The 12,246-nt window shown below is 73.0% G+C and carries 11 protein-coding genes, 3 tRNA genes and 1 pseudogene; 9 read left to right on the top strand and 6 right to left on the bottom strand.

All coding sequences use genetic code 11. From position 1 onward, the window contains the following. Window positions 1–75: 75 nt before the first annotated feature. The 6 genes and pseudogenes from ACWCSV_RS15330 to ACWCSV_RS15305 form a co-directional block, all read left to right on the top strand. Window positions 76–219: pseudogene (locus ACWCSV_RS15330) on the top strand (helix-turn-helix domain-containing protein); the annotation flags it as partial. 6 nt (window positions 220–225) lie between these two features. Further along, a complete protein-coding gene (locus ACWCSV_RS15325; RefSeq protein WP_451142403.1) occupies window positions 226–603 on the top strand; it encodes an aroma-sacti cluster domain-containing protein in 378 nt (125 codons plus the stop codon). Window positions 604–686: 83 nt separating this feature from the next. Continuing rightward, a complete protein-coding gene (locus ACWCSV_RS15320; RefSeq protein WP_451142301.1) occupies window positions 687–3,728 on the top strand; it encodes an AAA family ATPase in 3,042 nt (1,013 codons plus the stop codon). Beyond that, window positions 3,725–4,600: a S8 family serine peptidase gene (locus ACWCSV_RS15315; RefSeq protein WP_451142299.1), complete on the top strand. Its 876-nt coding sequence runs from the start codon at window positions 3,725–3,727 to the stop codon at window positions 4,598–4,600. Before ACWCSV_RS15320 ends, ACWCSV_RS15315 begins: the two co-directional genes overlap by 4 nt. 13 nt (window positions 4,601–4,613) lie before the next feature. Beyond that, complete coding sequence (locus tag ACWCSV_RS15310; protein WP_451142401.1) at window positions 4,614–5,141, top strand: GAF domain-containing protein; 528 nt, start codon at window positions 4,614–4,616, stop codon at window positions 5,139–5,141. Continuing rightward, on the top strand, window positions 5,134–6,132 hold the full coding sequence (locus tag ACWCSV_RS15305; protein WP_451142297.1) for a hypothetical protein: 999 nt from the start codon (window positions 5,134–5,136) through the stop codon (window positions 6,130–6,132). The genes ACWCSV_RS15310 and ACWCSV_RS15305 overlap by 8 nt, the downstream gene beginning before the upstream one ends. Before the next feature lie 106 nt (window positions 6,133–6,238). Here ACWCSV_RS15305 and ACWCSV_RS15300 read toward each other — a convergent pair whose 3' ends face one another. The 3 genes from ACWCSV_RS15300 to ACWCSV_RS15290 are packed head-to-tail and all read right to left on the bottom strand — an operon-like array spanning window position 6,239 to window position 8,686. After that, window positions 6,239–6,571: a hypothetical protein gene (locus ACWCSV_RS15300; RefSeq protein ID WP_451142295.1), complete on the bottom strand. Its 333-nt coding sequence runs from the start codon at window positions 6,569–6,571 to the stop codon at window positions 6,239–6,241. A gap of 55 nt (window positions 6,572–6,626) precedes the next feature. Beyond that, a complete protein-coding gene (locus ACWCSV_RS15295) occupies window positions 6,627–7,178 on the bottom strand; it encodes a TetR family transcriptional regulator (protein ID WP_451142293.1) in 552 nt (183 codons plus the stop codon). After that, window positions 7,175–8,686 carry an MFS transporter gene (locus ACWCSV_RS15290; protein WP_451142291.1) on the bottom strand — a complete coding sequence of 504 codons (1,512 nt, stop codon included), beginning with the start codon at window positions 8,684–8,686 and terminating at the stop codon, window positions 7,175–7,177. The genes ACWCSV_RS15295 and ACWCSV_RS15290 overlap by 4 nt, the downstream gene beginning before the upstream one ends. A gap of 189 nt (window positions 8,687–8,875) precedes the next feature. Here ACWCSV_RS15290 and ACWCSV_RS15285 point away from each other — a divergent pair, with 189 nt between their 5' ends. After that, a complete protein-coding gene (locus ACWCSV_RS15285; protein ID WP_451142289.1) occupies window positions 8,876–9,097 on the top strand; it encodes a hypothetical protein in 222 nt (73 codons plus the stop codon). A gap of 505 nt (window positions 9,098–9,602) precedes the next feature. Here the strand turns inward: ACWCSV_RS15285 and ACWCSV_RS15280 are convergent. From ACWCSV_RS15280 to ACWCSV_RS15270, 3 genes are all read right to left on the bottom strand, one after another. Continuing rightward, window positions 9,603–9,676: transfer RNA gene (locus ACWCSV_RS15280), tRNA-Ile, on the bottom strand. A 277-nt stretch (window positions 9,677–9,953) separates the two neighbouring features. Next, window positions 9,954–10,029, bottom strand: a tRNA-Asn gene (locus ACWCSV_RS15275). 5 nt (window positions 10,030–10,034) lie between these two features. Continuing rightward, window positions 10,035–10,107: transfer RNA gene (locus ACWCSV_RS15270), tRNA-Asn, on the bottom strand. 221 nt (window positions 10,108–10,328) lie between these two features. On the opposite strand from ACWCSV_RS15270, the gene ACWCSV_RS15265 reads away from it, so the two are divergent. Continuing rightward, a complete protein-coding gene (locus ACWCSV_RS15265) occupies window positions 10,329–10,646 on the top strand; it encodes a YtxH domain-containing protein (protein ID WP_266704007.1) in 318 nt (105 codons plus the stop codon). A 112-nt stretch (window positions 10,647–10,758) separates the two neighbouring features. Further along, the gene (locus ACWCSV_RS15260) at window positions 10,759–12,231 is read left to right on the top strand and encodes an FGGY family carbohydrate kinase (protein WP_451142287.1); all 1,473 of its coding nucleotides are present in this window, start codon (window positions 10,759–10,761) and stop codon (window positions 12,229–12,231) included. Window positions 12,232–12,246: the final 15 nt, after the last annotated feature.

The following is a 12,246-nucleotide window of genomic DNA, read 5'->3' as shown; positions in this document are numbered from 1 at the left end:
GCTACTCTCTTGCCCGGGAGCGCGGCGTTTCTCTGCCGGCCAACGCTTCGCTCACCGAAGTGAGGGGTAAGGGTTTTGACCAGGCGTGAAATTCTGATCGCTTCGCTCGTGGCCGCCGGCTCCTCGAACCGGGATATCGCTGAGGCTCTGTGCATCAGCCCGCATACGGTGGCGGCCCACTTATGCAACATGCTCCGAAGAACGGGCGCGTCGAATCGTACGGAAATGATTGCGCGACTGTACGCACAGGGTGTTCTGGTCCAGGGGATCTGGCCGCCGCTGCCCGCGGACGAGCGGAAGCGGCAGGAGGCCCCCGGGGCCATCGGCGTCCTCGCGGCGGCAACGGTCGCGGAGTGCTCCATCGGACCGGTCGGCGCCCCCCTCGACTGGCCGCACTACGGGAACGAGGTACCGGTGACCATGCCCTTCGACGCCCTGCACGCACTACGTGAGGCCGGCCATCCGGTGGACCTGCTGGCGGTCGAGCAGCGCTCGGTCCTCTCGGGGCTCAGCGAGCACGAGGTCCAGGTCCTCAACACCGTCAAGGAGCGACTGGAAGCGGTGTCCGGTGAGGTGGAGGGACAGGACCTCAAGCTCCTGTGAACGGCGCCGCGCGGTGCGGCGGTTGCCGTGCCACGGTGCCGGACGGAGCCCGGTTCTGCCCGGAGTGCGGCACACCGGTCGTCGTGGGGACTCCGTCGTCGGACAGCCGGAGAATCGTTACTGCGCTCTTCATCGACCTCGTCGGCTCGACAGTGCTCGCCGAGACCCTGGACCCCGAAGCGCTGCGGCGCACGATGGACCGGTACTACCGGGCCTGTACGACGGCGGTCACCGAACACGGGGGCGTGGTCGAGAAGTTCATCGGCGACGCCGTGATGGCCGTCTTCGGCGCGTTCGTCACCCATGAGGACGACGCACTGCACGCGGTCCGGGCGGCGTGCGCCGTCCGGGAGGCCGTGACGGCCATCGGGACCGGTGCCGGAGGGTCCGGTGCGGGGGTGCCGCTGGACACCCACTGCGGGATCGCCTCGGGAGAGGCCGTGGTGGCGGGGGCACTCGGCGGCGCGGCCAGGGTGGTCGGGGACGTCGTGCACACCGCCGCCCGCCTCCAGTCGCACGCCGAGCCGCACGAGATCCTCATCGGCGAGGAGACGGCCCGCCTGGTCGGCGGCCGGGTTCGCATGGAGGCCGTCGCACCGCTGCGGGTGAGGGGCAAGCGCGAACCGGTCGCCGCCCGGCGGGTCCTGTCCGTCCTCGACGCGGCGAGCCGGGAGGACCTGGTCCCGCTCGTCGGACGCGACGGTGAACTGCGGCTCCTGCTGGATGAGTTCACGGAGATCCGGAGCGGACGCCGCAGCCTCCTGGTCACGGTCGCCGGTCCCCCGGGCATCGGCAAGTCGCGCCTGGTGCGGGAGTTCCTGGGCCGCGCCGGGGAGGATGCCGTCGTCCTGAGGGCCGGCTGCCAGGCGTACGGTGCCGGACTCGCCCACCGCCCGCTGGCCGAGGCGGTCTGGTCGCTGCCCGGCGGCTGGGAGGAAGCGCGAGGAGCGCTGGAGACGCTGCGCCCGAGCGCGGACCGCGCCGTCACCGCCCTCGCCGTCGCCCTGGGCATCCGCACCGAGAGCGGGCTCCCGGTGAGCGTCGACGAGATCGGCTGGGCGTTCCGGCGGCTCCTGGAGGCCCTGGGCCGCCACGCCCCGGTGATCCTGGTCCTGGAGGACTTCCAGTGGGCGCAGCCGACCCTCTCCGACATGGTCGCCGATTTCGGCAAAGGCGCCCGGGACACCCCGCTGCTGGTCATCCGTGTGGCGCGCGCCGAGACGGGCGCGGTGCCGGCCGGGGACCTCGCCCTGCGTCTCGACGCCCTGCCGCCCGCGCAGACCGAGCGGCTGGTGGGGCTGCTCGCGGACCGGGCCGAGGTCGCCGCGCAGGAGGCGGTCGCCACCGAGGACGACCTGGCCCGGGTCGTGCGGGAGTGCGACGGCAACCCGCTGTTCGCCGAACTGCTCCTGGAGAACCTGGCCGGCCACCGGGCCGAGGACCAGGGCGTTCCCACGTCGATCCGGGTCCTGTTGACGGCCTGGCTGGACCGGCTGCCGGCCGGCGACCGCGCCGTGCTGGAACGGGCGGCGGTGGTGGGTGGGTCGTTCAGCGCCGAGGACGTGCGCGCACTCGCCGCGGACGAGCCGGCGCTGGCGGGCGGGGTCCTCGACGACGCCCTGGCCAGGCTGCTGCGCTCCCGGGTGATCCACGTGTTCGGCTCGCCCGGTTCGTACCGGTTCACCCGCGCACTGGCCCGGGACACGTTGTACGAGATGACCTCCAAGGCCCGGCGCGCGGCCTGGCACACCGTGCTCGCGGACCGGCTGGAAGCCCGTCCGCCGGGCCCGGCCGCGGAGAGCGACCTCGCTCACCGCCTGGAGTCCGCGTGCCGCCTGCTGTCCGAGGCCGACCCGGGCGATCCCGGGCTGCCCGCGCTGACCGGGCGCGCGGCACGCGCCCTGGTGGCCACCGGGTACCGGGCGCTGCACCGCCGGGACCTGCCCGCAGCCGTCTCACTGATGGAACGCGGGCGCGGCCTCACTCCGGACGGCGACCCCCAGCACCGGGTGCTCGCCGCCCGCATCACCGACACGTATGCCGCGCTGGGCCGTTGGGACAGCGCCCGGCAGGCCGTGGCGGAGGCGGAGCGCAAGAACGGGGACGACGCCCCGACCCGGGACACCTGCGCCATCCTGCGGCAGCTGATCGCTCTGCGCTCGGGCGGAGCGGAGCCCGCCGGCGCCCCGTACGCCCCGGGTGGCGGACATGCCGCGCCCGGTCCGGCGGACGACCTGAGCTGGTGCAGGCTGCACCAGCTGTCCTCACTGCGGAGCTTCGCCGAGGGCCGGGTCGGCGCGGCGGAGGGCTCGATGCGTGACGCGCTCTCCCGGGCGCGCGGGCTCGGCGACACCTATGAGGGGAACCGCATCCTCGCGTCGATATGTGAGCTGACGCAGTGGTCGCCGACCCCGCTCACCCAGGCCATCGGCCTCTGCGAGGAGCTGGTCCGTCGGTTCGACGGCGACCGGAGCCTGCTCGTGCCGGTCCTGCTCACCCGGGCCCGGCATCTGGCCCTGTCGGACCGGGTGGACGCGGCGCGCGAGGACATCGCGCTGGTCCGCAGGCACTGCGACGACCTGGCACTGGCCCTCGGAACGCTCGCGGCCGGCCAGACGGCGGGGTTCGTCGAGTCCCTCGCCGGGGCGCACCTGCCGGCCGCCGGCCACTACACGGCCGCTGCGGACGGGCTCGCCGCTCTGGGGCAGACGCGGACGGCGGCCACCCTGCGCCTGTACGCGGCACGGGAGCGGTTCTGCGCCGGGGACGGCTTCGGTCCGGACGCGGCCGAGCTCGCCGGGCCGCCCGCGGACCGGCCGGAGGAGACCCGTACCCGGGCCGTCCGGCTGGCGCTGCGGGCGCGGGTCCGGGCGCGGGCCGGGGCGTACGGGGACGCGGTCGGGGATGCCGAGCGGGCGACCGCCACCCTGGACGGCACCGACGACCCCTGTCTCATCGGTGACGTCTGGTTCGAGGCGGCCCGGGTGCTGGACGCCGCCGGTGAACCGGAGCGCGCCCGGCATGCCGCCGGGCGCGCGCTGGACGCCCTGACGGCGAAGGAGGCCGTGCTCCCCGCCCGGACGGTACGGGCCTGGAGAGCGGCAGGACCGGGGGAGAACCGATGAGCGATCCACCCTGGAGACGGCCCGCGCGGCCCTACACGCCGGGCGTACCGGCCTGGGGCGTGACGAGGGCGCAGGCGCGTGAGAGGTTCGCGTCCGTCCCCTTGGAATCGGTCTCCCCGGAGTGGGCATGGGGCGGAGCCGACGGTTCCGGGGTCCGGGTGTGCGTCGTGGACAGCGGGGTCGAGGGCGGCCACCCGATGGTCGGCCCGGTCGACCTCGCCATGACGGCCGTCACGGCCGAGGACGGCGAGGTGGAGATGGTGCCGTGCGAGCCCACCGACCGCGCCGGACACGGCACCGCCTGCGCCGGGGTGATCCGGTCCCTCGCGCCGGGGGTCTCGGTCTCGTCCGTCCAGGTGCTGACCGACGGCAAGACGGGCAGCGGCCCGGCGCTCATCGCCGGGCTCTCCTGGGCCGTCGAGCAGAACTTCGATGTCATCAACCTGAGCCTGGCGACGACCCGGCCGGCCCTGACCGCGCAGCTCCACGAGCTCGTCGACCGGGCCTACTTCCGCCGGTGCGCGCTCGTCGTCTCCGCGCACAACCGGCCGGTGCCCAGCTATCCCTGGTCGTTCTCCTCGGTGATCTCCGTCGCGAGCCACGACGAGGACGATCCGATGACGTACTACTACAACCCCGCGCCGCCCGTGGAGTTCCACGCACGCGGTGTGCGCGTCCCCGTGGCGTGGCCCGGCGGCGGCTCCATCCGCTCGACCGGCAACAGCTTCGCCGCGCCCCACATCTCGGGCCTGTGCGCGCTGATCCTCGGCAAGCACCCCTGGCTCACACCGTTCCAGCTCAAGACGGTGCTGTTCCTCTGCGCCGGGAACACCACCGGTCGACTTGGAGGTGCGCATGACGAAACCCGTTGACGCCGCGACGCCCGTGGAGCGCCGCCTGCTGCAGTCCATCGTCGAAGTCGCGCGCCATGCGTTCGGCGCCGCGGCTTCCTCGATCTTCCTCATCGATCCGGAGACCGGTGACCTGGTCTTCGAGGCCGTGGCCGGTGAGGGCGGCGACGGCCAACTCGTCGGTACGCGTTTCCCGGCGGGAACCGGCATCGCGGGCTGGGTCGCCTCGTCCGGTCAGTCGATGCTCGTCGACGACCTGCGCGAGTCGCGGCACTTCTCCGGCGATGCCGCCGCTTCCACCGGGTACGTGCCCGACAGCATCATGGCCGCTCCGCTGTTCGGCGACGACGAGTGCGTGGGCGTGCTGGAGGTGCTGGACCGGGGCGCCGGCGGCGCACGGGAGATGGCGGACGTCGAACTCCTCGGACTGCTCGCCGACCAGGCCGCCATCGGGCTCGAACTGCTCACCCGGCTGCGCGCCGCCGAGCCGAGCAACCGTTCCGACAAGGCCCTGCGGCTCCTGGAGATGGCGGAATCGCTGCTGGCCCCGACCCATGGATGAGCGGTGCGTCCTGCTGCTCACCAGACGGGGCGACGGGGAGGCGACCGAGGTGTCCGCCCTGCTGCGCCGCGTCGGGGTGCCCGTGCACCGGCTCGACGCGGACGGCCTCGCGGACGTCCGGGCCGTTCACGGGCCGGACGGTGTACTGACCCTGGACGGGCACCGGTTCGCCCCGACGGTGACCTGGCTGCGCCACTACTCCCTGCGGGCCGCGCCGGACGGACTGCCGGCCGGTCCGGCCGGCGGGCGGATGGTGTACCGGGACGCGTGGACCGCGCTGGCCCAGCAGCTGGCCGCCGCCTCCCCGGCCACCATCGGCGCCGCCGATCCGGGGCAGCTGGTGCAGCGGGCCCGGGCCCTGGCGCTCGGTGTACGCGTCCCGCGCGGGCTGGTCACCACCGACCCGGCGGACGCGGCCGGGCTGCTTCCGGCCGAGCGGTACGTGCTCAAGGTCCTCGACCGGCATTACGTGGAGCCGGAACCCGGCCGGCTCGACTGGTACCTGCCGCGGGTCCTGGACCGGGACCGGCTCGCCGGCCTGCCCGGCCTGCCCCGGGGCACACCGGTGATGCTCCAGGAGTACGTCGAGCACGACGCCGAGTACCGGGTCTACCTCGCCGGGGACGAGCTGCACGCCTTCGAGGTGGCCAAGGAACATCCCGAGGACATCTGGATCCGCCCGGACGAGGTGGTGGTACGTCAGGTCCGGTGCCCGGCCGCCGTGGCATCGGCGGCACGCGCCATCGCCCGGGAGACCGGAGCCGTCTTCGGGGCGTTCGACTTCCTCCGGGACCGGGACGGGGGCGAGCCGGTCTTCCTGGAGATGAACGCGCACGGCGACTGGCACTGGTTCGAACGCAAGGCCGGCGTCGACGTCGTGACCCGGGCCGTGGTGCGGACCGTACGGGACCTGCACCGGGCCGCCGTCGGTGACGCGCGCCCGGCGGCGGTCAGCCTGCTCGCCTTCCTCGGCGCGGGCCGGGGCGGCTGACCCGGCCGGCCCGGCGTGGGCGGCGCCCGCTCCGCGACGGCGAGCACGGCGTGCGGGGCGGTCGGGGCCAGCACGGCGGTCAGGGCGGTCAGGGCGGTCAGGGCTGTCAGACCGGCTTCTTCCTCCGGACGCGCACGACGAACTCGACCACGAGCGTCAGGACCACCAGCGCCAGACAGGACACGAACCCGAGCAGCCCGGACGCGACGACGAAGACCGGGCGCAGGTCCGTGCACTCCAGGGCCGAGGAGCAGCCGAGGGCGTGCGGGTCCGTCCGTGGGCCCATGGCGTCCCGGCCGATGACGGCGCAGACCACGGAGGCCGCGGCCGCGACAACCAGCCCGATCCACCGCAGGCGCCGGGTTCCCCACCAGGACGCGATCCACCCCAGGTGGATCACCGCGGGCAGAACGAGTACGCAGGCAAGGACTACGCCCATGTGGAATCTCTCCGCGACAGCGCGGTCCGGGCTCGCGGACGACCGGGCCGCAGGCTCAAGAGCCCTGGCCGAGCATGTCCAGCACCAGCGGGACGAGTTCGTCCGCGTCGGCCCCGGCGAGTTCTCCCAGGGTGCCGCCGTGGCGGCACAGCACGATGCCCACGAACGCCGCCACCGCCAGCTCCGCCCGCAACCGGGGGCGGTCCAGACCCTCGCGGGTGAAGCGCTCGCACAACGGGTCCACCAGACGCCACTGGAGCTGCTCCAGGGCGGCGTCCCGGACGTTCGGCTCCCTCAACGGGTCGACCGCCGAACGGAAGATCGGTCCCGGACCGCGAAGATCCACCCCGCTCACCAGCCCGCGGTTGCGCTCGGGTTCCAACAGGTCGGCCGGCCGGACCCCCTTGCGGTCCAGGTCGAGCACCGCGAGGTAGAGCTGGGCCTTGCCCCCGAAGTACCGGGCGATCAGGGCCGGATCCACACCGGCACGCTCACCGATCTCCCGCGTCGTACTGCGGTCGAAGCCACGTTCGGCGAACAGGCCGGCAGCCGCCTCCAGCAGCAACTGCCGACTGCGGGCGGAGTCCCGCCGCCTGCCCTCGCTCACCGGACGGGTCCGCCCGGTACCGCGGTCACACTGTCCTCGGCGCCCTCGGCGTCCGCAAGGCTCTCTTCCATCAGCAGTTCCTCGTCCACGGTCCCGGCGGTCACCCCGGACTCCACTGCCCCGGCCCGTCCGGGCAGGACGATCGTACCGATCCCGGCGACCACCCAGATCGCACAGCCCAGCCAGGCCGCGGCCTGGTAGCCGCTGTCCGTCGGCAGGATCCGGCCCGGGTCGGTGTGCGCCTCCAGGACGACCGCGCTGACGACGCTGCCGGTCGTGTAACCGATGGTGCGCACCACCTGGTTGAAGCTGATGGCGCTGCCGGTCTCGTGCGCGGGCACGGCGTTGACGATCAGTCCGGGCATCACGGCAAAGGTGCAGCCGACGCCGAGTCCGGCGACGCCCATGACCACGAAGAGCTCCCACAGACCGCCCCGGGCGCACAGGAACAACACCATCGACACCAGCGAGATCCCGCAGCCGATCGGCAGCACCGCCGCCGTGGACGTCCGCCGGACCAGCAGCGGCACCAGCTTGCTGGAGGCCACGCTGGCGGCCGAGAAGGGCAGCAGCACCAGCCCGGTCACCAGCACCGATGTGCCGAAGCCGTAGCCGGTGGAGGCCGGGGTCTGAGAGAAGCGGGTGATCAGCGACATCATCATGTACATCGCCACGCCCGCTATGAGGCCGGCGACGTTGGCCGTGAGCACCGACCGGTTGCGCAGCGTCCGCAGGTCCACCAGCGGGTGGGCGGTGCGCAGTTCGTGGAAACCCCAGCCGGCCAGGAGCAGCAGCGCGAAGAGCAACAGGCCCAGCACCCGGGCCGAGGTCCAGCCCCAGACCTCGCCTTCGCTCAGCGCGAGCAGCAGCGAGGCCAGTCCGACGGCGAGCAGTGCCGCGCCGGGTGCGTCCAGGGGCCGCCTTTCCCGTCCGCCCGCCTGCGGTACGACCAGGGCGGCGGCCAGCAGGGCGAGGCCGCTGATGAGGGCGCCGAACCAGAAGGCGGCGTGGACGCCGATGGTCTGGGTGATCAGGCCGGTGAGCGGATAGCCGAGTCCGACGCCGGCCACGGTGGTGATGGAGAGCATCGCCACCGCGGAGCGCGACCGCCCTCCCGGCAGGGCGTCGCGCGCGGTGGCGATGGCCAATGGGACGAGACCGAGGCCCACTCCCTGCATCCCGCGCCCGGTGACCAGGAAACCGAAGCCGAGGGGGAGCGCGGCCAGCACGCTGCCGGCCAGCACCATCACGAGGGCCCCGAGCACCACCCGCCGCCGGTGGGGGCCGTCGCCCATGCGCCCCATCACGGGGGTGGCTATGGAGCCGACGAGCAGGGTGATCGTGAGCGACCACTGGGCGTCGGACAGGGACACGTGGTCCACCTCGGCGATGGTCGGCACCAGCGGAGCCCCGAGGCTGCTGATCACCGCGACCACGGTGCCGATGAACACCAGTACCGGGACCAGGGCCCGTTGCCGAAGGTCGGCGGTGGCGTGAGGGGCATTCATCGGCAGGCTCTCCCGAGATCGTCATCAAGTGATGTCTTCAGATGATGACATGTCCTCGTGGGTACGGTCGGCCGGACAGGACCCCCTGGAGTCTTTCGTGATGACAGGGCCGTCCGTACGCTCCTCGAAGGTCGTCCCGACCGGCCGGGGAGGCTTGGTGACGACGTTCACGAAGGAGGGCATTTCAGAGTGGAGTCGGATCAGACGACGGAGGAAGCCGCCGAGTACCACTTCGTCTGGGACGGGTCCGAGGAGGGCTGGGTCGTCCTCCGGACGAAGGTCGCGCTGGGCACCATCTTCAACACGCGTGACCGCGTGGCCCTCGTCATCGAGGACAACGCCGTGTACGCGGAGGTGATTCGGCTCATGCGCGCGCACGGGCGGCCGTTCCTGGACACCATCCCGGAATAACCGAGCGCAGCTGTGGCCCGCCTCGCACGAGAGGAGGGCCACAGCTCCCTCGCGGTGAGACGTCATGATGAGGCATCCTGCCTCCCTCGGTGAGTGACGCCGTCGAACCGGCACCGCCGGCCTCCTGCAGCAAGCAGGCCGAAGAGAACGCGCCCATGCCGTGGTCGAGCGAGGTACGAACACGGTGCGGGAAGGCCGGGGGCCCACACCCCGCGCTCTCGTCGGACCGGCCGTCGCGGCCGACCGCCGTACGGGCCGCTCGACGGAGGGGAACGGTGGACAGGGGGTGCGCCGCCGCCCTCGATGACCGCGGGACCGCAGGACCGCAGACCACTCGTTCCACCGAGGAGGCGTCAAAACCCCAGTTACGAATGCCCGGAAGAAACACGAGAACCCGGATCGCAGAACGCGGAACGCTGCACGTCCGTTGCACCGCCGCGGAGCCCGCAGCCCCCCGGAACACACGAATCCCCAGGTCAGAACGATTCTGCCTGGGGACGCTGGGTGGGGCGGGTGGGACTCGAACCCACGGCCGACGGATTATGAGTCCGCTGCTCTAACCGGCTGAGCTACCGCCCCGTTTCGGCGTGGCGCGTACAAGTGTGCGCGCCGTCTGCCGCAGCATAGCCGGTCATACGATCTCTCGCTCCGGCTGGTCCACATCGCTTGATCATGAGGACTGCGCTGCGTGCTGCCCGGTTCCGTGCGGCCGGAAAGCGACCCGAACGTGTCACGGGCGAGGCGGCGGAGGGGCTCCGGGCAGCCGGGGAGTGACGAGGCCCACAGCGCGGAGATCCACCCCCGGAGCCGAGGTGGGCCACAACGCGGAAGAGGACCCCGAAGGGTCCTCTTCCGTTGGCTCCCCCGACTGGACTCGAACCAGTAACCCTCCGGTTAACAGCCGAATGCTCTGCCAATTGAGCTACAGGGGACCGCGCTCCCCCGACTGGACTCGAACCAGTAACCTGCCGGTTAACAGCCGGCTGCTCTGCCAATTGAGCTACAGGGGATTGCTGCGTTGCCTCGAAATCGTACCTGCCTGGCTACTGCCGAGCGGCGCGCGTTCGCTGCGACACATACATTAGCGCAAGCAGGGGGGTGCTTCGCCAATCGGTACGTGCCGGGGTGATCTCGGGTGCCTCCGGGTAGGCGGGGAGCAGACGTCCCGCACAGCGGACGTCCCACGCAGAGAACGCCTCACGCAGCGAACGCAGAACGAAGGGTGACTGCCATGCGGTACCGGCTCACGTTCATCGCCGGCCTCGCTCTCGGCTACGTGCTCGGCACGCGGGCCGGCCGGGAGCGCTACGAGCAGCTGAAGAAGTCCGCCCGCCAGGTCGCCGAGAACCCCGCCGTGCGCAACACCGTGGAGTCGGCCGCGCAGAGCGGCCGGGAGTACGCGGGGAAGGCGTACCACTCGGTGAGCGAGAAGGTCGGCGAGAAGGTCGAGGGCCGGGTGCCCGCGTCGGTGGCCGACCGGGTGCGGTCGCTCCGGGAGCGCGCCGGGCACAACGGTGTCGAGGACGACTGGGGCACCACCAACACCTGACCCGCCCCGCGTCACCCGGCCCGAGCGCTTCCGGCCCCGGCCCCCGCACACCGCGGGGACCGGGGCCGGAGGCGGTTGGGGGAAAGTTCTCGCGATGCGGCAGAATCCGTACATGGGCATAGTCGCCGGCTTGGACAGTTCCGCCGCCTTCACGCACATCGTCGTCTGCGACACGGACACGGGTGCCGTGCTGCGGGAGGGGTACGCCGCACATCCGGTCGAACCGAAGGCCGCGGAGGTCGATCCGCAGGCGTGGCTCCTCTCCCTCGGTGAGGCGGCCGCCGGTGGGCTGCTCGAAAACGTCGAGGCGATCGGGGTCGCCGCGCAGCAGCACGGGCTGGTGGCGCTGGACCGGCAGGGCACGCCCGTCCGTCCGGCGCTGGTGGGCAACGACCGGCGGGCGCAGGTCGCCGCGGCGGATCTGGTCGACGGGCTCGGCGGGCGGCAGCCCTGGGCCGAGGCGGTCGGGGCCGTACCGCAGGCCTCGCAGCCGGTGGCGAAGCTGCGGTGGCTGGCGCGGACCGAGCCGGAGAACGCGCAGCGGGTGGCCGCCGTGCTGCAGCCGCACGACTGGCTGGTGTGGCAGTTGCTGGGGCGTCCCGCGCGGCGGACCACCGACCGGGGCGGCGCTTCCGGTACGGGGTACTGGTCGGCGCGCACCTCTTCCTACCGGCCCGACCTCGTGGAGCTGGCGCTCGGTCATCAGGCCGCGCTGCCCGAGGTGCTCGGCCCGTCCGACGCGGCCGGTACGACCCCCGAGGGGCTGCTGATCTCCGCCGGTACCGGCGAGACGATGGCGGCGGCGTTCGGCCTCGGGGTGGCGGTCGGGGACGCCGTGGTGTCGCTGGGGGCCTCCGGTTCCGTGATGGCCGTGCACCACGAGGCGCTGGCCGATCCGGGCGGGATGATCACCTCGTTCGCCGACGCCACCGGGATGCACCTGCCGGTGGTGCACACCTCCAACGCGGTACGGGCCCTGCGCGGGACCGCCGACATGCTCGGGCTCGACGGCGGGCTGGAGGAGTTGTCCGCGCTCGCGCTGAAGTCGACGCCCGGCTCCTCGGGGCTCGTACTCCTGCCGTACCTGGAGGGTGAGCGGACCCCGCAGCTGCCGCACGCGGCGGGCACGCTCTGCGGGCTGCGGCGCGAGTCGATGAAGCCGGAGCACCTGGCGCGGGCCGCGTTCGAGGGGATGCTCTGCTCGCTGGCCGACGCGCTCGACGTGCTGCGCCGGCGCGGGGTGCACGTGCGGCGGGTGTTCCTGCTGGGCGCCGCGGCCGAGCTGCCCGCCGTGCGGGCGATGGCGCCGGCGCTCTTCGGTACGCAGGTCGTCGTGCCGCAGCCCGCCCAGTACGCGGCGCTGGGCGCGGCCCGGCAGGCGGCGTGGGCGCTGGGGGTCTCGCAGGGCCGGCTCGACCCGGCCACTCCCCCGGCCTGGCAGGGCGCGGCGGCGCAGGTGCTGGAGCCGGGCGAGGAGCTGCCGGTGGGGCGGGCGGTGCGTCAGCAGTACGAGGCGACGCGCGACCAGATCCACCCGGGGGCGTTCGAGTCCGACGGGCCGGGGGCGGAGGCCGGCACCGACTGACGGCGGTCGTGAGCC

The organism is Streptomyces sp. NPDC001770 (assembly GCF_053596135.1).
Note: the sequence above shows the minus strand (reverse complement) of the source record. Positions and strands in the feature narration are given on the sequence as shown.